This is a genomic window from Pseudoxanthomonas sp. YR558 (genome assembly GCF_900116385.1).
Lineage (GTDB): Bacteria > Pseudomonadota > Gammaproteobacteria > Xanthomonadales > Xanthomonadaceae > Pseudoxanthomonas_A.
The window spans coordinates 2,241,546-2,260,517 of record NZ_FPCI01000001.1; the positions used below are offsets into that span (position 1 = coordinate 2,241,546).

18 protein-coding genes and 1 riboswitch are annotated in these 18,972 nt (G+C 67.1%); of the genes, 10 read left to right on the forward strand and 8 right to left on the reverse strand.

The annotated features are described in order from the left end of the window. Window positions 1-89: 89 nt before the first annotated feature. Complete coding sequence (locus BM365_RS10485; RefSeq protein ID WP_093488953.1) at window positions 90-500, forward strand: acyl-CoA thioesterase; 411 nt, start codon at window positions 90-92, stop codon at window positions 498-500. Window positions 501-542: 42 nt separating this feature from the next. On the opposite strand, the gene metE is transcribed toward BM365_RS10485, so the two are convergent. After that, complete coding sequence (gene metE, locus BM365_RS10490) at window positions 543-2,834, reverse strand: 5-methyltetrahydropteroyltriglutamate--homocysteine S-methyltransferase (protein ID WP_093488955.1); 2,292 nt, start codon at window positions 2,832-2,834, stop codon at window positions 543-545. 198 nt (window positions 2,835-3,032) lie between these two features. Then, a riboswitch (cobalamin riboswitch) is annotated at window positions 3,033-3,267 on the reverse strand. A gap of 92 nt (window positions 3,268-3,359) precedes the next feature. On the opposite strand from metE, the gene BM365_RS10495 reads away from it, so the two are divergent. Together BM365_RS10495 and BM365_RS10500 are read left to right on the forward strand one after the other, a co-directional pair. Then, a complete protein-coding gene (locus BM365_RS10495) occupies window positions 3,360-5,048 on the forward strand; it encodes an ankyrin repeat domain-containing protein (protein WP_139227399.1) in 1,689 nt (562 codons plus the stop codon). A gap of 80 nt (window positions 5,049-5,128) precedes the next feature. Beyond that, a complete protein-coding gene (locus BM365_RS10500; protein WP_199186265.1) occupies window positions 5,129-6,379 on the forward strand; it encodes a serine hydrolase domain-containing protein in 1,251 nt (416 codons plus the stop codon). On the opposite strand, the gene BM365_RS10505 is transcribed toward BM365_RS10500, so the two are convergent. Then, on the reverse strand, window positions 6,374-7,432 hold the full coding sequence (locus BM365_RS10505; RefSeq protein ID WP_093488959.1) for a linear amide C-N hydrolase: 1,059 nt from the start codon (window positions 7,430-7,432) through the stop codon (window positions 6,374-6,376). The two genes, BM365_RS10500 and BM365_RS10505, sit on opposite strands and share 6 nt — an antisense overlap. 107 nt (window positions 7,433-7,539) lie before the next feature. Between BM365_RS10505 and BM365_RS10510 the strand changes: the two genes are divergently transcribed. Both BM365_RS10510 and purU read left to right on the forward strand, forming a co-directional pair. Next, entirely contained in the window at window positions 7,540-7,857 is a 318-nt protein-coding gene (locus BM365_RS10510) for a hypothetical protein (protein ID WP_093488961.1), read from the forward strand. A 19-nt stretch (window positions 7,858-7,876) separates the two neighbouring features. After that, window positions 7,877-8,728, forward strand: coding sequence for a formyltetrahydrofolate deformylase (purU, locus tag BM365_RS10515; protein WP_093488963.1), 852 nt, complete (start codon window positions 7,877-7,879; stop codon window positions 8,726-8,728). Window positions 8,729-8,851: 123 nt separating this feature from the next. On the opposite strand, the gene BM365_RS10520 is transcribed toward purU, so the two are convergent. Further along, window positions 8,852-10,189 (reverse strand): APC family permease, encoded by a 1,338-nt coding sequence (locus tag BM365_RS10520; protein ID WP_158253516.1) that lies wholly within the window; start codon window positions 10,187-10,189, stop codon window positions 8,852-8,854. A gap of 148 nt (window positions 10,190-10,337) precedes the next feature. Between BM365_RS10520 and BM365_RS10525 the strand changes: the two genes are divergently transcribed. Further along, entirely contained in the window at window positions 10,338-11,648 is a 1,311-nt protein-coding gene (locus BM365_RS10525) for an amidohydrolase (RefSeq protein ID WP_093488967.1), read from the forward strand. A gap of 60 nt (window positions 11,649-11,708) precedes the next feature. On the opposite strand, the gene BM365_RS10530 is transcribed toward BM365_RS10525, so the two are convergent. Then, window positions 11,709-12,494, reverse strand: a complete 786-nt coding sequence (locus BM365_RS10530; protein ID WP_093488969.1) for a TSUP family transporter — start codon at window positions 12,492-12,494, stop codon at window positions 11,709-11,711. Between the two features lie 135 nt (window positions 12,495-12,629). Between BM365_RS10530 and BM365_RS10535 the strand changes: the two genes are divergently transcribed. Further along, window positions 12,630-13,955, forward strand: a complete 1,326-nt coding sequence (locus BM365_RS10535; protein WP_093488971.1) for a M20 family metallopeptidase — start codon at window positions 12,630-12,632, stop codon at window positions 13,953-13,955. Window positions 13,956-13,979: 24 nt separating this feature from the next. Here the strand turns inward: BM365_RS10535 and BM365_RS10540 are convergent, their stop codons facing one another. Then, window positions 13,980-14,363: a YchJ family protein gene (locus BM365_RS10540; protein ID WP_093488973.1), complete on the reverse strand. Its 384-nt coding sequence runs from the start codon at window positions 14,361-14,363 to the stop codon at window positions 13,980-13,982. 103 nt (window positions 14,364-14,466) lie between these two features. After that, window positions 14,467-15,072 carry a GTP cyclohydrolase I FolE gene (gene folE, locus BM365_RS10545; protein ID WP_093488975.1) on the reverse strand — a complete coding sequence of 202 codons (606 nt, stop codon included), beginning with the start codon at window positions 15,070-15,072 and terminating at the stop codon, window positions 14,467-14,469. Window positions 15,073-15,261: 189 nt separating this feature from the next. Here folE and BM365_RS10550 point away from each other — a divergent pair, with 189 nt between their 5' ends. From BM365_RS10550 to BM365_RS10560, 3 genes are all read left to right on the forward strand, one after another. After that, a complete protein-coding gene (locus BM365_RS10550; protein ID WP_093488977.1) occupies window positions 15,262-16,239 on the forward strand; it encodes a S41 family peptidase in 978 nt (325 codons plus the stop codon). A gap of 111 nt (window positions 16,240-16,350) precedes the next feature. Further along, the gene (locus BM365_RS10555; RefSeq protein WP_139227400.1) at window positions 16,351-16,779 is read left to right on the forward strand and encodes a hypothetical protein; all 429 of its coding nucleotides are present in this window, start codon (window positions 16,351-16,353) and stop codon (window positions 16,777-16,779) included. A gap of 110 nt (window positions 16,780-16,889) precedes the next feature. Then, window positions 16,890-17,585 (forward strand): hypothetical protein, encoded by a 696-nt coding sequence (locus tag BM365_RS10560; protein WP_093488981.1) that lies wholly within the window; start codon window positions 16,890-16,892, stop codon window positions 17,583-17,585. A gap of 25 nt (window positions 17,586-17,610) precedes the next feature. Here BM365_RS10560 and BM365_RS10565 read toward each other — a convergent pair whose 3' ends face one another. Together BM365_RS10565 and BM365_RS10570 are read right to left on the reverse strand one after the other, a co-directional pair. Beyond that, window positions 17,611-17,964, reverse strand: coding sequence for a PDZ domain-containing protein (locus tag BM365_RS10565; protein WP_093488983.1), 354 nt, complete (start codon window positions 17,962-17,964; stop codon window positions 17,611-17,613). A gap of 18 nt (window positions 17,965-17,982) precedes the next feature. Next, window positions 17,983-18,969, reverse strand: coding sequence for a hypothetical protein (locus BM365_RS10570; RefSeq protein ID WP_139227401.1), 987 nt, complete (start codon window positions 18,967-18,969; stop codon window positions 17,983-17,985). Window positions 18,970-18,972 lie beyond the last annotated feature (3 nt).

An 18,972-nucleotide genomic window follows, 5' to 3' on the forward strand; every position in this document is an offset into this window, starting at 1 on the left:
CGAGCGGTCGCGACTTACGTCGCTCCTACACCAGCACAACATCCGGCGCGCTATGCTCCCGCCGGGAGTACGCGAACCGGAGCACCACCATGACCGAACTGGCCAACGCCGAAGCGCGCCCCCTCGAGGCGCGCTTGCTGCACATGGTCTTCCCCGACCACACCAACCACCTGGGCACGCTGTTCGGCGGCCAGGCGCTGGCGTGGATGGACATGTCGGCCTTCATCGCCGCGTCGCGTTACGCGCGCACCACCGTGGTCACCGCACGCTCGGAACAGGTGGACTTCAACCAGCCGATCCACAAGGGCGACCTGGTGGAAGTGGTGGCGCGCGTGGTGAAAGTTGGGCGTAGCTCGATGAATGTCGACGTCGAGGTCATTACCGAGAACCTGCTGACCGGCGAGCGCAAGCTGTGCACGCGCGGCCACTTCGTGATGATCGCGCTCGACCCGTTGGGCCGGCCGACCCAGGCACCGCCACTGAGCCCTGCCGAAGCGTAGGGCGGGCCTTGGCCCGCCACCACGCTCACCGCTCTACGACGATCAGGCCGCCTGCGCCTGGTCGCCGCGCAGCACCCGCGCTGCCGCCACCATCCGTTCCAATGCGGTGCGTACTTCCGGCCAGCCGCGGGTCTTCAATCCGCAGTCCGGATTGACCCATATCTGTTCCGGCCCCAGCACGGCACGCGCTTTCTCCAGCAGGTCGATCATCTCGCCGCCGGTGGGAATGCGCGGCGAGTGGATGTCGTAGACGCCTGGTCCGATCTCGTTGGGATAGCGGAACTTCACGAACGCGTCCAGCAACTCCATGCGCGAGCGCGAGGTCTCGATGGAGATGACGTCCGCATCCATCGCGGCGACGGCCTCGATGATGTCGTTGAATTCCGAGTAGCACATGTGGGTATGGATCTGGGTGTCGTCCCGCACGCCGGAGGCGCTGATGCGGAAGCACTCTACGGCCCAGTCCAAGTAGGCCTGCCAGTCCGCGCGACGCAGCGGCAGGCCCTCGCGCAGCGCGGGTTCGTCGATCTGGATCACGCCGATGCCGGCGGCTTCCAGGTCCAGCACTTCATCGCGCAGCGCCAGCGCGATCTGCCGGCACGTCTGCGCACGCGCCTGGTCGTCGCGCACGAACGACCACTGCAGCACCGTGACCGGCCCGGTCAGCATGCCCTTCATCGGCCGCTCGGTCAGCGATTGCGCATACCGCGACCAGCGCACGGTCATCGGTGCGGGACGCGACACGTCGCCATAGATGACCGGCGGCTTCACGCAGCGCGAGCCGTAGCTCTGCACCCAGCCGTTCTTCGTGAAGGCGAAGCCGTCCAGCTGTTCGCCGAAGTATTCCACCATGTCGTTGCGCTCGAACTCGCCGTGCACCAGCACGTCGATGCCGATCTCTTCCTGGATGCGCACGCAACGCGCGGTCTCGGTTTCGAGGAAGGCATCGTACTCGGCGTCGGACAGCTTGCCGCCCTTGTGGCGGGCACGCGCATCGCGCACCTCGTGGGTCTGCGGGAACGAGCCGATCGTCGTGGTCGGGAACGACGGCAGCGCGAAGCGCGCCTGCTGGGCCGCGCGCCGCTGCGGATACGGCGCATCGCGATCGATGTCGGCGGCTTCGGGCGACGCCAATCTCGCTGCGACGGCCGGGCGGTGCACGCGCGGAGAGTGGCGACGCGATTCGATGCGGTCGCGCGCGACCGCCAACGCGGCATCGGCGGCGCGCGGGTTGCGCAAGGCATCGGCCAGCACACGCAGTTCCTCGATCTTCTGCCGCGCGAAGGCCAGCCACGACTTCAGGTCTGACGGCAGGGCCTTCTCGCCGGTGACATCCACCGGCACGTGCAGCAGCGAGCACGACGGCGCCAGCCACAGGTGGCCCAGTTCCAGATGGCCCTGCGCGTACTTGGCCAGGATCAGCGCGTTGTCCAGGTTCGTGCGCCAGATGTTGCGCCCGTCCACCAGGCCTACCGAGAGCACGCGCGCTTTCGGCCATTGCTTCAGCACGTCGTCCAGCTGCTCCTTGCCGCGCACCAGGTCCACGTGCAGGCCATCGACCGGAAGCGCGCACGCCAGCGGCAGCTGCGCATCGAGACGGCCGAAGTACGTCGCCAGCAGCAGCCGGGGACGGATCGTTTTCGCGAGCACGGCGTACGCGCGCAGGTAGGCCTCGCGCGTGGCGTCGTCCAGGTCCAGCACCAGGCAGGGCTCATCGACCTGTACCCAGTCCGCACCGGCGGCGTGCAACTTCGCCAGCAGCTCCGCATAGACCGGCAGCACGCGCTCAAGCAGGGCGAGACGATCGCTGCCATCCACGGTCTTGGACAGCAACAGGAAACTCACCGGACCCAGCAGCACCGGCCGTGCGGCATGGCCGGCGGCGCGCGCTTCCAGGAACTCGGCCACCGGCTTGTCGCCGCGCAGGCGGAACTCCTGGCCTGCGTGCAGTTCCGGCACGAGGTAGTGGTAGTTGGTGTCGAACCACTTGGTCATCTCCAGCGCGCGCAGGTCCACGCCGTCCTTCTGCAGGCCGCGCGCGAGCGCGAAATACCCGGCGAGCGGATCGGCATCCGCCAGCGCGCGATAGTCGTCAGGAATCGCATCGAGCAGGAAGGCGGTATCGAGTACGTGGTCGTACAGCGCGAAGTCGTTGCAGGGCACGACGTCGGCGCCGGCATCGCGCTGCAGTTGCCAGTGGCGATGGCGTAGCCCGCGTGCGGTGTCCTGCAGGTCGGCGGCCGTGGTGTCGCCGCGCCAGTAACTTTCCAGGGCAGTCTTCAGTTCGCGCTTCGCGCCGATGCGCGGGAAGCCGAGAGTGGTAACGGTGGTCATGGTGCGTGTCCTCATGCGTGGCGGATGAGGAACGAAGGAACCGCGCGCCAGGCCAGGGCCCGCCACGCCAGCGACCTTCGCCCCCGCGGGCGAGCCGGAGTGCCGGAAGGAAGCGGCGCAGGAGGACGCGTCCGCTCGCGAAGAAGGACGCAGGCTCCGGCCGCTCCCCCTCGGAAGCTCCAGGTCAGGCGGAAGACGGTCGTGTCTTCCGGCCAGGGCAGGTCTTCGGGCTCATGGACGGGCGCGTGTGCGCTGGCCTACTTCCCACCGCTTCCCGGTCCGCGAGGACCAGTGCTGTTGGCGAGGTTCGTTTCCAAATACCGCTGCGGGGCAGCGCCGGAATAGGCCCATGGAACAGGCCGCACCGGCTTCCCTTTTAATTCCATCGCTTCATTGGGATGAAGCGATGGAAACCTTGGCGATGCGGACGATACGGCGGTGAGGCGCGGTGCGTCAAGCCAGCGCGGTCACGTTTTGCCAGGAAGAGCCGGGCTAACATCGCCAGACCGGATCGGGGAACCAGGCATGGACGCACGATGGCGCGTAGTGGCAATGAGCGTGTTGGTGTTCGTCGCGGGATGCAGCCGTGAGCGGGAATCCGGTGAGGACGCCAGCCGCGTTCCCGTGGTGCCGGCCTTCGAGTTGCCGGTATGCGACGTAGAAGAATGGCGGGGGATACGGCCCACGCCGTACGAGATCGCGAAACATCGCACGTTCGATCTCCCTGCCGCGCGTTACGCCGTGGGGGATCATCCTGCTTCGTGGGGATATACGGTCGGACTCAGGGTGGACGCTGAAGGACGTGTGCAATGCCATGAGCTGTTGGACGGAGTCCCGGGTTTGCCAACGGAACCCAATCGCCAGCAGCGTCAGGCATTGGCCGCCTTGGCCCGGCTACGGTATGCGCCGTTCCTTCGTGACGGCAAGGCGGTAGCGGCACTGATCGTTGAACAGATACCAGAGGAGCGGATACCTCCCTCGCACCGTCCGATGCCTGATGTCCCGTTGAACCAAGTCAGGATCACGCTGTCGCGGGGAGGCACCATCGCAGGATGCGGCCACTCGGTCGAGGTTGGCGGTGACGGCCAGGTCATTTTCACGGGCGGCAATTGTGTTGCCGTAGAAGGACGACATGAGTATCAGATTCCCATCAGTGACGTTCGCGCACTGACAGCCGAAGCCCGCCGCATCGATCTCTGGTCGATGGAGCCACAATATCCCTATAACGGATCCGATGCCGAAACGGCCCGGCTCGTCATCCAGATGGGCGACCAGACTCTTTCCATCTACAACGAGGGTAGCCTTGAAACAGGCGTGCCACTTGCAGTCGTACGCTTTCAAGATATGGTTGAGCGAGTCTCCCGCGCCAAAGAGTGGCACGAGCTCTCGATATTCTCGCTAGACCAGTTGGAGCGCGAGGGTTTCGATTTCAATTCCGAGGCTGGCTCCGCTATGCTGGTCCGCGCCATCGATCACGGCGACGAAGCAGTGGTACAGCGCCTGGTGGCGCTCGGGACACCGCTGCGGGTTGCACCTATGCGCAAGTACCTACTCGGCAACGACAAGCCGGAAGACCTGGCCTTCCTCGAGTTCGCGCTGCGCGAGCGGTGCGCGGTGCTGGCTGCACCGATGATCGAGCGCGGCGTCTTGTTGTCGCGCGGGAGGCCTGACCAACGGAAGCTGGATCTCGCGTTTCGGGCGGCCATCGAGAGCGGCCGGCTCGCCGCCGTGCAAGCGGTCTGGAACGGCGGCGCCCCTCTCAAGCCATCGCTGCACTACATGGCAACCCCTGTGGACCGGCCGCGCGATCGGCCACGCCGGACGTCGGTGGTGAACTTTCTGGTGCTGCCATGGCAGGATCAGGCGTGGGAGGGGCTGCCCATCGCACAATGGCTCGCGGGCCAGGGCATGCGGCTGGACGAGCGGACGCTCGACGGAAGTACCTTGCTGCATGCCGCAGCCAACGCCAACGACATCGCTTTCGTCCGCTTCCTGCTGGCGCAAGGCCTGGATGTGTCGATCCGCAACGAGCGGGGTGCGCAAGCCCTGAATGTCAGCGGGGATGAAGACATCGCCCTGGTGTTGCTCAGGGCGGGAGCCCGGACGGATGCGCCCGGCAATTCACACGATTCGTTCTTCCTGCACCAGGCCAAGCAGCGGGGCTGGTACCGAGTCCTCGAATGGCAACAACAACCCGATCAGAGCGCGCGCTGACGCGGCGCGTGCGGGGTTCGGCCCTTCCATCCGTCTATCCGGTAGAGCCTGCTGGACACACCGTGCGAATGCCGACCGACTTGCCACGTTCCCCCCAGCGCCGCCGCTGGCTGACTACCCTCGCCGCTACGCCGCTCGCCGCCATCGCCTGGCCTCGCCTCGTCTCCGCCGCTGCCTGCGACGACGCCGCGAACTGGATCCCGCCCGATGCCTTCCTCGCCGACCTGCCGCGACTGATGCAGGCGCTACGCGTGCCCGCCATCGGCATGGCCGTCGTCGAGCGCGGCGAAGTCGTGTGGTCGCGCAACCTTGGCGCGCTGAATGCAGAGACACGGGCGCCGGTAGCCGACGACACGCTGTTCGAGGATGCCTCGCTCAGCAAGCCGGTGTTCGCCTACCTGGTGCTGCAACTGGCCGACCAGGGCGTGATCGACCTCGATGCGCCGCTGGTGCGCTACCGGCGGATGGACTACCTGGCCGACCATCCGTGGGTGGATCGGGTCACCGCGCGTGACGTGCTGCGCCATTCCACCGGCATGCCGAATTGGCGCAAGGACCCGGCCCACGAGAAGCTCGTACCCGCGGTGAAGCCCGGCACACGCATCGACTATTCGGGCGAAGCGATCTTCTGGCTGCAACTGGTGGTGGAGACGCTGACCGGCGAGAGCCTGGATGCGTCGATGCAGCGCCTGCTGTTCGGCCCCGCCGGCATGCACGACAGCAGCTATACGTGGAGCAAGGCGCTCGCCGCACGCTCGGTGTACGGCCATCGCGCCGTGGAGGACGAGGAAAGCGGCATGCCGCCGCAGATGCTGCGCGACACCTGGAACGCAGCGCAGACCGTCGCGGACCGCTGGGGCAAACCGCTTTCCACCTGGCGTTACGAAGACGCCGCACGCGCGCTGCCCGAAGTGCAGGCCATCACGCCGAAGGGCCTGGTGAACTGGCCCGGCGACATCCTCGCCAACGCAGCGGCCAGCCTGCGCACCACGCCGACGGACTACGCGCGCTTCATGGCGTTGATGGTGCGCACGCCGCGTGCGCCATGGCAGATCAGCGAGGCCACGCGCACGGCGATGCTGACCAAGCAGATCGACGTGCCCGGCCGCTGGACCGACAAGGGCCTGGGTTGGAATCTCGAAGCCACGCCACGCGGCCCGGTGTTCTACCACTCCGGCAGCAACGGCGGCATCTTCAAGAACTTCGCCCTCGGCGATGCGCGCGGCCAGCGCGCGCTGGTCGCGCTGACCAACGGCGGCAGCGGCAACGTGCTGTACCGGCGCGTGGTGCGCGCCGCGACGGGACACGACCTGCTGGCGTTCGACCTATAGGCCCTGGAACACGAACGGCTCCGCGGGCTTGAAGTCCTTCACTGCGTTGCCGGCGAAGACATTGCGCTGGTCCTGTCCCAGGTCCAGCCGCAGCACCTTGCCGGTTTCCTTCGAGAAATCGACGTCCTTGAGGTCCACCCAGAAGGTGTTCGGCGTCAGCGCGGATTCGAAGAAGTAGAGCTTGCGCTTGTGGTCGGCGACCGTGCGCCAGCGGGTGGAGGAGATGTTCGGCTCTTCCGGCGTATTGATGCCGAACGGCACCGACGCGTTGCGGATCACGCTGAAGACGCTGGCCAGTGCCTTCACCGGATCCTCGGCCTTGGGAATCGCATTGACGTAGAACGAGGCGCGCGCGAAACGGTCCGACGCGCGGTTGGTGCCCGGCAGCATCACCGTGCCACCGATCTGCTTCCAGTAGGTGTTAAGCGCGAGCTGCTGGTCGAACACCGGTGAGTTGGTCATCACCTGGTACTGGCGGCCATGGTGGATCACCTGCTTGCCGTCGATGTACTCGACGATGGCGCTGTCGCCGCTGGCGTCCGACATCGACAGGTGAAGCGTGGTCAGCCGGTCTTCCCCCGGAACCTTGTCGGTCACCACGGTGAAAGGCTGCTTGCGCAGAGCATCGACCGCCTCCTTCACTGTGCCGTAGTTGTCCAGTACGTACTGCGCCCAGGCCGCGATGCTCAAGCCGGGACCGCGACCGTCGTAGGCGGGATACTCGGATTCGACCAGCCACAACACGTTGGCGACCAGGCCGGCCTCGTTCATGCCGTCGGTGGTGGAGACCTCGTAGCCGGTGGCGATCACGCTGCCGTACTTCGACGTCCAGGTCACCGAGTTCGGGCCGGCCTGTCCGCTGCGGGCCATGCCGCGCGGGAAGATCCACAGATGGGTGGCCACGTCATTCTTCCAGTCCATCGAGCGCGCAGTGATCACGTCCTCGTTGGCGCCGAGATAGACCACGCGCGTGCAAGCGGCGGCGGGCGGAGCGGCGAGCGATGACAGCAGGGTGGCGGCGAACGCAAGCGGCAGTACGAAGCGACGATCCATGACGGTCTCCGTGAAGGCGGGAACAGGTGGTGCGCGACGGCGGCGCCCGCCCTTTATGCCAGCGGGTGTGTTAAACAGCGATCCTCAGCCGCCCCCGAGATGCTGCCATGGCCATCCCCCTGTCGCCGCACCGTTCGTCCACCCGCGCGCCGCTCCTCGCCCTCCTGGCGATGACCCTCACCGCCTGCGTCAGCACGCCCGGCCCGCAGGTCGCCGGCAGCGGCACCTGCCGCGATGCGTCGCTCGGCTGGGCGGTCGGCCAACCGGCCGACGAAGCCACCCTGCGCCGCCTGTCCAGCGAAAGCGGCGCGGGCCTGGTCAATCCGATCGGCCCCACCACGGTGGTGAAGCACGATGCGCGCAAGGACCGTCTGCGCGTGTACATCGATGCGAGCAACCGCATCACGGCGGCGCGCTGCGAGTAGTCGCTCGCTCTCCCACGCCATGCGCCGCGACCACATCCTCACCCTCTCCTGCCCGGACACCACCGGCATCGTCTATCGCGTCACCGGGCTGCTGTTCGACGCCGGCTGCAACATCCTCGACGCGCAGCAGTTCGGCGACGAGGAATCCGGCCGCTTCTTCCTGCGCGTGCACTTCGACCTGCCCGACAGCATCACGGCCGAAGCGCTGCACGCGCGCTTCCGGCCGCTCGCCGACACGTTCGCGATGGACTGGCAGCTGCACGACGCGCGCCGCAAGGCGCGGTTGATGGTGCTGGTCAGCAAGCAGGGGCATTGCCTCAACGACCTGCTGTTCCGCGTGCACAGCCGGCAGCTGCCGGTGGAGATCGCCTGCGTGACGTCCAACCACGCCGACTTCGCACCGCTCGCCCAATCGTACGGCGTCGCCTTCCACCACCTGCCGGTTTCCGCCGAACACCGCGAAGAGCAGGAGCATCGCATCATCGACCTGGTCGAGCGCGAACGGATCGACCTGGTCGTGCTGGCGCGCTACATGCAGATCCTCTCGCCGACGCTGTGCGATGCGCTGGCCGGCCGGGCGATCAACATCCACCACAGCTTCCTGCCCAGCTTCAAGGGCGCCAAGCCTTACCACCAGGCGCATGCGCGCGGGGTCAAGATCATCGGTGCGACGGCGCACTACGTCACGCGCGACCTGGATGAAGGTCCGATCATCGAACAGGACGTCGCGCGCGTGGACCATGCGATGACGCCCAAGGAACTGGTGCGGATGGGCAGCGACATCGAATCGCTGGTGCTGGCCCGCGCGGTGCGCCGCCACGTGGAGCACCGCATCCTGCTCAACGGGCACCGGACGGTGGTGTTCCGGTAGGCCTGGCCGGCGTAGGGATAATCGGTGTGGGAGCGACGTAAGTCGCGAGCTTTTGGTGTTGCCAGAGGAAGAGCTCGCGACTTACGTCGCTCCCACAATCAGCCTTCCTGCCTCGTCTGGAACTCAACTGCCCACGCGCCGCCTAAGCCCGACCAGCACCGCGTACACGATGGCCAGCACCACGACCGCCACGCCGATCGCCGTCCACTCGCGCGTACTCAACGTGGTGAGGATGGCGACCATGCCGACGACCGCCAGGCCCGGAACTAGCGGACCGCCGCGCAGGACGAAAGGTTCACCGCGCTCGCGCAGGTCGGTGCGCTGCGCCCGCCAGGCGGCCGCGCAGACCATCACGTATACCAAGCAGACCGCGCCGCCGGAAATCAGCACCAGCGCTTCGAAGTTACCCACCACTGCCAGCAGACAGGCGATGCCGGCATGCGTGGCCAGTGCCAGCAGCGGCACGCGGTGGGTGGCGCTGACGCGACCGAAGGCCTGCGGCAGGTAACCATCGCGCCCCAGCGCGAACAGCAGCCGTGAGGATCCCAGCAGGTTGCCCAGCAGGAAGCCCGCCATGGAAATGCACGCGGTCACCAGCAGGGCGATGCGCGCCGGATCCCACAACCGGCCTGCGGCTTCCGCGATCGGCACGCTGCTGGTCGCCAGGGCCGGGCCCAGCACACCCTGGCAGACGATCTGCAGGCCGAGGTACAGCAGGACCACCAGCAGGATGGCGCTCAATGCCGCGCGCGGCACGCTGCGCGAAGGGTCGCGTACTTCGCCGCCGGGAATCAGCGCCGTTTCCACGCCGGAGTACGCGAACACCACCATCACCATCGCCGCGCCCAGCGCGGTCCACGAGGGCACGTCGGCGAAGGCGAAGCTGACGTGCGAGGTATCGACGAAGGCGAGGCCGACGATCACCAGCAGGAACAACGGCACCAGCTTCAGCGTGGCCAGTGTCATCACCGCGCGTGCGCCCAGCTTCACGCCGAAGGCATTGAGCGCGTAGATCGCGGCGTACACGCCCAGCAGCAGCAGCGCGCGCGGCAGCGGCGCGTCGAGGACCGGCCACAGACTGGCCGCCTGCAGCGACAGCGCGGCGGCGACGCCGGCACTGGAGGCCACGTTGCAGATCCACATCAGCGCGCCGGCCAGGAAGCCCGGCAGCGTGCCGAACACCGCGCTGACATAGGTGTAGGGCCCGCCGGTGGCGGAGGCTCGGCTGCCGATGGCGGCGAAACACAGCGCCACCGGCACCATCACCAATGCACCGGCCAGCAACGCCAGCGGCGCGGCGGCGCCGACTTGCGCCGACAGCGCCGCGGGCATCTTGAAGATGCCGCCGCCGACGATGATGTTGATGACCGCTGCGGCCAGCGCCAGGCTGCCCACCGCGCGCAACAGCGCGGCATCGCCCTGCAGCGAACGGGAAGAAGCGGGATCGGCGTCGCGGGTCATGGCGGGGGGCTCTCCAGTGGCCTGCGAGCCTGCCACGCGCGCGTGGCGAATGCGAGCCACGCGCACGCATGCGCTCATGGTGATTCGCCATTGGACGCATGCGCCGCCCGGGCTAGCATCGTGCTCCCCGTCTGTCCCGGATGCCGCCATGCTTCGCGCCCATCGTTTGTTCGCCGCCCTGTTCGTCGCCACCGTCTCGCTGGCAGGTACGGACGCAGCGCGGGCGCAGGACGCCACGGCTTTCGCGGCGCTGGAGCGCGCGCAACCCCAGCTCGTGGAGTGGCGGCGCGACCTCCACCAGCATCCCGAACTCGGCGAACAGGAAACGCGCACCGCCAAGCGGGTCGCCGATCATCTGCGCTCGCTGGGCCTCACGGTGCGTACCGGCGTCGGCAAGACCGGCGTGGTCGCCGTGCTGAAAGGCGCAAAGCCCGGCCCGCGCGTCGCCCTGCGCGCCGACATGGACGCGCTGCCGGTTACCGAACAGACCCACCTGCCCTTCGCCTCGAAGGTGAAAGCCGAGTACCGCGGCCAGCCGGTCGGCGTGATGCACGCCTGCGGCCACGATGCGCACGTCGCGATCCTGATGGGCGTGGCGCAGGCGCTGGTCGCCGCGAAGAACGAACTCGCCGGCGAAGTGATGTTCGTGTTCCAGCCGGCGGAAGAAGGCCCGCCGGTCGCGGGCGCGGTCTTCGGCGCGGCACTGATGCTGCAGGACGGCGTGTTCAAGGACTTCACCCCCGATGCCGTGTTCGGCCTGCATGTGTGGGCCGGCCTGCCGGTAGGCAGCGTGGGCTACCGCAGCGGTCCGTTGCTCGCGGCGGCCGACGAGTGGTCGCTGGTGGTGAAGGGCAAGCAGACGCATGGTTCGCGGCCGTGGGACGGCGTGGACCCGATCACCCTCGGCGCACAGATCCTGCTGGGTACGCAGAGCATGATCGCGCGACAGGTGAACATCGCCACCAGCCCGGTAGTGCTGACCGCGGGTCAGTTCCAGGCCGGTGTGCGCTTCAACATCATTCCGGACGAGGCGACCTTGGTCGGCACGCTGCGCACGTTCGACCCGACCGTGCGCGAAGACGTGATCGCGCGTTTCCGCCGCATCGCCGACGACTACGCGCACGCCAGTGGCGGCAGCGCCGAGCTGAAGGTCGCCAACAACGCGCCTGCCACCATCAACCAGCCTGCGCTCACCCAGCGTGTGCGACCGTCGCTGGAAAAGGCGGTAGGCGCGGCGAACGTGGTCGAGATGCCGTTGGTGACCGTGGCCGAAGACTTCTCGCAGTTCGCCAACACCGTGCCCGGTTTCTACTTCTTCGTCGGCTCGACGTCGAAGGGGATCGATCCGGCCACCGCACCGATCAATCATTCGCCGCAATTCCTGCTCGATGAACAAGCGCTGCAGACCGGCAGCCAGGCGATGCTGCAGGTGGCGCTGGATTACCTGCGCTCGCCGTAGGGTGGGCCTCGGCCCACCGTTCCCTCCATCCGGCACACGCGGCGCGGGCCAGGGCCCGCCCTACACACCCAACCAGAGAAGCAACGGATGCTGCGGGTCCGCCAGCAGGCGGATCGCCAGCGCGATCGACACGGTCACCAGCAGCGGCTTGATGATCCGCGCGCCCTGCTTCATCGCGAAACGCGAACCCAGCTGCGCGCCAAGGAACTGGCCTGCGCCCATCAGCAGGCCGATCTTCCACAACACCGCGCCGTGCAGCAGGAACACGCCGAACGCGCCAAGGTTGGAGCCGAAGTTGAGGAACTTGGTGTGCGCGGTGGCCTTGAGGATGCCGAAGCCGGCCAGCGCGACGAAGCCCAGCATCAGGAACGAGCCGGTGCCCGGGCCGAACACGCCGTCGTAGAAGCCGATCGCCGGGACGAAGGTCAGCGCGAACACCTGCGGGCGCATGCGCTGGTGCCGGTCCACGTGGCCGATGTCGGGCTTCAGGCCGAAGTACACCGCGATGCCGACCAGCAGGAACGGCAGCGCCCACTTCAACCAGTCCACCGGGATGACCGTGGCCAGCAATGCGCCCCCGACGGCGCCCAACCCCGCGGTCAGCACCATCGGCAGCTGGCCCTTGAGGTCGACGTGTCCATGGCGCGCGTAGGCCCAACTCGCCGAGCCCGAGCCGAACAGCGACTGCAGCTTGTTGGTGCCCAACACCTGCAGCGGCGGGATGCCGGCCAGCAGCATGGCGGGAATGGTGATCATGCCACCGCCACCGGCGATGGCATCGATGAAGCCCGCCAGCATCGCGGCGAGGAACAGCAGCAGGAGCACCTGCAGGGCGAGATCGGGCATCGAGATTCCGGCCGGGGGAGCGGAGGCGTCGCCAGCCGTGATAGGCCACACGGAACGCCTGCGCATTCTAAGGTGGCATGCGCGCCGCCGCGACGCAGGCGTTAGCATCGGGGCTTGCCTCCAGGAGCCGACCCGATGCGCCACGCACGTCCTCTCGCCGTTTCCCTGCTCGCCCTCGCCTGCGCCCTGCCCGCCGCCGCGCAGGATGCCGCGCCCACGCAACGGCCGGAAGTCGCCGCCGCAGGCAAGGCCGTGCAGCAGCAGGTGATCGACTGGCGCCGGCACTTCCACCAGTACCCGGAACTGTCCAACCGCGAGGAGCAGACGTCAAAGCGCGTGGCTGAGGAACTGCGCAAGCTGGGCCTGCAGCCGCGCACCGGCATCGCGCGCCACGGCATCACCGCGGTGATCAAGGGCGGCAAGCCCGGCCCGCGCATCGCGCTGCGCGCCGACATGGACGCGCTGCCGGTCACCGAGCGCAACAGCCTGCCGTTCGCATCGAAGGCGACATCGACCTACCGCGGCGAGACCGTCGGCGTGATGCATGCGTGTGGCCACGACGCGCATACCGGCATCCTGCTGGGCGTGGCGAAGGCGTTGGTCGGCATGAAGGACACGCTGCCGGGCGAAGTGCTGCTGGTGTTCCAGCCCGCCGAGGAAGGCGCGCCGGCCGGCGAGGAAGGCGGCGCGGAGCTGATGTTGAAGGAGGGCGTGTTCAAGGACTTCAAGCCCGAGGCGGTGTTCGGCCTGCACGTGTTCTCGTCGATTCCGGCCGGCCAGATCGGCGTGCGCCAGGGCCCGCTGATGGCGGCCTCCGACAGCTTCACCCTGAAGGTCATCGGCCGGCAGACGCATGGCTCGCGGCCGTGGGGCGGCGTGGACCCGATCGTCGCGATGGCCGACGTCATCGGCACCACGCAGACCATCGTCAGTCGCCGCACCGACATCTCCAAGTTGCCCGCGGTGGTCAGCTTCGGCGCGATCAAGGGCGGCATCCGCTACAACATCATCCCCGACGACGTCGAAGTGGTCGGCACCATCCGCACCTTCGACGAAGGCATGCGGCAGAAGATCTTCGCCGACCTGAAGAACGTCGCCACCCACGTCAGCGCCGCGCACGGCGCGAAGGTGGAAGCCAGCGTGCCCGACAACGACGGCAATCCCGTCACCGTCAACAACCCCGAGCTCACCGCGCAGATGCTGCCCAGCCTGCAGGCGGTGGTGGGCGCGGACAACGTCATCACCCCGGGCCTGCAGATGGGCGCGGAGGACTTCTCGTTCTATGCGCGCGAAGTGCCGTCAATGTTCTTCTTCGTCGGCAGCACGGCCAAGGGCATCGATCCGGTCACCGCACCGAGCAACCACTCGCCGGAGTTCATGCTGGACGAATCCTCACTCGACATCGGCCTGCGCGCGCTGCTGCAGGTGACGCTGGATTACCTGGAAAAGCCGAAGGGCTGATACGGCGACGCATACTGACGGCCGTCAGCGATGCTCGCCATCCACGTAAAACCAGCGTCCGTCGCTGCGGATGAAGCGGCTGCGTTCGTGCAGGCGCACGGCGCTGCCGCCCCCGCTGCGGTAGCGGGCGACGAATTCGACCTCGGCGGTATCCGACCCGGTGACGCGGTGCTGCTTCACCGACAGGCTGAGCCAGGTGGTGCGCGGCGCGCCGGGCGCATCCAGGCCGAGATCGGCCGGACGGGTGTCGGGATGCCAGGTGGCGCGCAGGTAATCGGCATCGCCGGTGACGAAAGCGCTGTAGCGCGAGCGCATCAGCGCTTCGGCGTCGGGCGCAGGCTCACCGCCGTGATAGCGGCCGCAGCAGGCGGCGTAGTCGCGACCGGTGCCGCAGGGACAGAGGTTCATGCGGAAACTGGCTCCTGTGGGAGCGACGTAAGTCGCGATGAATTGCAGCGGAACCCTCTTCGCGACTTACGTCGCTCCCACACCAGCGTCAGGGCTCACGCGCTCAACGCTTGCCGTGGCCCGTCTCGATGAAGCGCAGGAACTCGGCGCGGGTGCGCGCATCTTCGCGGAAGGTGCCCAGCATCTTGCTGGTCACCATGCTGACGCCGCGTTTGTGCACGCCACGGGTGGTCATGCATTCGTGCGCGCCGTCGACGACCACGGCGACGCCACGCGGCTGCAGCACGTCCTGAATGCACTGCGCGATCTGCGCGGTCATCTTTTCCTGCACCTGGAAGCGACGCGCATACACATCCACCACGCGCGCCAGCTTGCTGATGCCGACCACCTTGCCATCGGGCAGGTAGCCCACGTGCGCGCGTCCGATGATCGGCGCCATGTGGTGCTCGCAATGGCTTTCGAATTCGATGTCGCGCAGCACGATCATCTCGTCGTAGCCGGCGACTTCCTCGAAGGTGCGCGCTAGGTACTCACGCGGATCCATCTGGTAACCGCTGAACCAGTCGCGGTAGGCCTTGGCCACGCGCTTCGGCGTATCCAGCAACCCTTCACGCGTCGGATCCTCGCCCGCCCATTCCAGCAGCACGCGGACCGCGTCCTCGGCCTGCGCCTGGGTGACCTTGCCGGGGTTATCGTCGGAATGGCTCATCGCATGGACTCCTGCGGGGGGCGTGATGGTAACCCATCGGGGCGACAGGGGCCCTCATGACGCCTGCGCACGATCCGATACGGCGCGGACGGCACGGTGGATGCGGACTCGCTGGCACGCTGCCTGGAGCTCGCGTAAGTTCATGCCCAGCACAGGAAGTCCCGCCCCGTCCCACGCAAGGATGCCGCCATGACGCTCCGCCTCCGTTTCGCTGCACTCGCATGCGCCTTACTCGTCTTCACTGCCTCGGCCCATGCCGCGGACGCCGTGCTCGACAAGGTGATCGCGCTGGCACGCACGCAGGCCCTCAATGGCGACCAGCCCGACTGGCCCGCGGTCGAGCGCGAAGCCTATGCACGCCTGGCCGCCACGCCCGGCGAGGATGGCCGCACTGCGGCGATCCGCTTCGTGCTGGCGTCGCTGAAGGAACGGCATTCGGTGTACTTCCCCCCGCGGACCGCCGCTGCCTCGGCGAACACAGGTACGACACGGCCGCAGGCTTCGAGCGCCGTGCCCGCCACCCCCCTCCCTATCGCCCTCGCGCACACGGACGAAGGTGCCATCGGACGCCTGACGATCAACAGTTGGAGCGGCGACCAGCAAGCGGCCGTGGGGGCGACCCACTTGGTGCGAAACGCACTCAATGAGGCGCTTTCAGCCGGGCGCTGTGGCCTGATCATCGACGTGGCGTCCAACATGGGGGGCAGCATGTGGCCGATGATGGGCGGTATTGCACCGCTCTACGATGAAGGCATCCTGGAATACTTCGAGCGACGCGACGGCACGCGCACGCCGATCCGACGCCGTAACGACCAAGTGCTCAACGGCGATGTCGCCCGCTCCGCGATCGATCTCCCGCCCCTCGAACGTCAGCCCCCGCACATCGCCGTGATCCTCGGGCCCAAGACGATGAGCTCCGGCGAGATCCTTGCCATCGGTTTCAAGGGTCAGCGCAATGTGCGCTTCTTCGGCCGTCCCACGGGCGGGTATACGACATCCAACAGCAGCATTCCGCTGGAGAACGGCGGGATGCTGGCACTGACCACGGCGCGCATCCTCGACCGCAGCGGTGCGGTCCAGCACGGGCCGGTGCTACCCGATGAAGTGACCGATCAGCCTCTGGACGCCGCGCGCGCGTGGCTACAGGCGCAATGCGCCGGGCGCTGAGCCGTTGCGCGCAGGTTCCGCGTTGTGAACGGCGTGCATGGGCCGTCGTCACGCCGTGTTTCGGCATCCCTGCCTAGAACGGGGGCGACGATGACGGAACCGAGGTGGACCATGCCCCAGATCCAGGCCCAGACCGATCTTCCCTTGCGCGCGATCGATATCGTGGCGGTGGACCCGGCGCTGCTCAATTTCGGCATCGACGTGTTCCAGGCCGTCATGAACGGTGCGCTTCCGGTAAGCGAGTACGACGGCGAAGACCTCGCCTGCGTTGGCATGAACGTCATTGCGCGCCAAGTGGGTGGACACGGCCTGTCGGTGGAAGAAGAAGCCTCCCTCGTGCTGCGCGTGGTGGCCTTCGGCGAACTGGTCACGCGCGCGGGCTCCGACAGCCGCATCGCCGCGCACGTGGACGCGGTGGGCGGCGGCTACCAGGTGACGCCGGCGTTCCTGCAGGCGGCGGCCGGCGCGGACATCGTCCGGCGCGTCGACGGCGGCTTCGGCTACGACCTGGACAGTATGGCGGCGCGCCTGATGCACTGACGCCTCGCGGTGGGTCAACGTAGCGGGAAGGGGCATCGCGCTAAGACAGACCACACCGTCCACACAGTCCGCTAATCTGGGCGCATGGTGGGCACGGTCGCGGGCGGGTCATGGATTTCCTGAAGATCCTCAAGTCGTTCGAAGAGTTCGTCTACGAAGCGCTGACCTGGGTGATCCTGCTGCCCCGCACGCTGGTGCGGACCTTGCTGCATCCGGACCGTATGACGACCTACGCGGCGCATGAACTGTCGCGCACCGACGACACGCGATTCAGCGATGCGATCAGCCCGCCCCTGCTGTTGATCCTGTGCGTGCTGCTGGCGCATCTGTTCGACCTGGGTGTGCGGGCGCAGGTACCCGATACCTCCGGCTCGCTGGCGGCGGTAATCCTGGCTTCCGAAGAAACGCTGTTGCTCTATCGCACGATCACGTTCGGCGTGTGGGCGTTGGCCGGCGCCACGTATGCGCTGATCCGCGTACGCCAGCCGGTCAATCGCGAGAGCCTGCGGCAACCCTTCTACGAGCAGTGCTACCTGGTGGCGCCGTTCGCGCTGGTGCTCTCCTGCGCCATGTCGCTGCTGCTGATGCCGCAGCCATGGACGAACATCGCTTCCGCTTGCCTGACGCTCGTGATGCTGGCGTGGTTTTGGCTCGTACAGGCGGCGTGGATCCGCCGGCGCACGCGGCTGCCCTGGTGGCGCTGCCTCGGAGCGGCCGCCCTCGTGCTCTTGGTGGGCGGCACCATCAACGCCACCGTCGGGTATCTGCTCGCACATACGGCAGCAGGCGCGCTGGCCAGCGGCTGACGCCGTACCGTGGGCGTCGAGCGCGCTACTCGGCCACCAGCACCACGGCGACCGGCTTGCCCGCTCGCCTCACCACCAGCGCCACCTTGTCGCCCGGCTTGATGTCGCCCATGGTGCCGAAGAACTTCCGCGCCGAGCTGCCCACCAACGGCTTCCCGTTCAATTGCTCCAGCACGTCGCCCACCTGCAGGCCCGCCCGCTGCGCCGGTGAAGCAGGCGCGACCTGCGTCACCACCACCTGCTTGATGTCGGCATCCAGTACCTTGCGATCGAACTTCGCATCGACAGTGAAGCCGAGCTTGCCCTGGGCGGCATGGGCGGAGAACGCCAGCAGGCTGGCGAGGATGAAGGGAACAATGCGAAGAGCGTGCAGGGTCATATGCGCGCACCGAATCCACTAAGCGATCTCGAAAACATCCGCGAAATGGCTCGGCGTCCCGCCCAGCTCGGCCTGCAGATATGCATACGGCTTGATCGCGTCAAGCCAAGAAAAGTAGCTCGCTTCCGAAACGTTCCTTCGCACACTGGCTAGCACGGCCTCGCAACGACGGGGGGACAGCAAACGGAGCGGCGACGGGGTTGGGTCGTAAACGCCAGTGAAATCACCCCTCAGCACATGTGCGCCGAGCCAAACCACATTGGTTGGCGAGTCTGAATCGAGCGCGGCCAGTTCCAGAACTGTCCCTGTAAGCAACGGATGGACTGCCAGCAACCAACTGTAGAGCTGTGTGGTCCATAGCGGACAGCGGATGGTGAATGCAGAATCGAGCCAGATGTCGAGCACGCTTTCATCAAGGTATTTGGCGCAAAGAAGCATGCCGGCTGAGAAATCCCCACAGGCCACATGCCACTCGAATGATTCGCGCCGTCCGCCAGCGAACGGGTCTTCAGGCGCGGAAACCGCAAGTCGATCTCCGATCCAGCGGGACGAATCCATGAGACAGCGACCCAGCGTCTGACGCACGTCGTCCGCGAAGCCCTCATAAGGCTCTTCGATTTCACGCGGATTCACCGCAATGAATGCCGTGACGAGGTTCTGGTACACGCTGTCGAATGAACGCTCTGCATGACGAGGAATGAGCTGTGCGAGCAAGTAGCGGCACCAGTCCGTCCATTCGTCCATGGGGCCGAAACAAGCGTTTCCTGATGCGATCTCTTCCAACGGTTGGCGAAGGTCCTCGAGCGAGAGCTCCCCTAGATCTCCAAGCAAGGAATCGAACATCCGTCGTTTCTCGCCCATGAACCACGCTTCGCCCATCGGGTAAACGGGTCGGGGTAGTTGGTGGCGCATACGTTGTACACAGCCGGCGATTGGACCATCGCCTGGAATCCAGAGGTAGGGCCGCGAAACTTCCGGCTGAGAGTGGCTCTTGGGTGGGGTCATCGG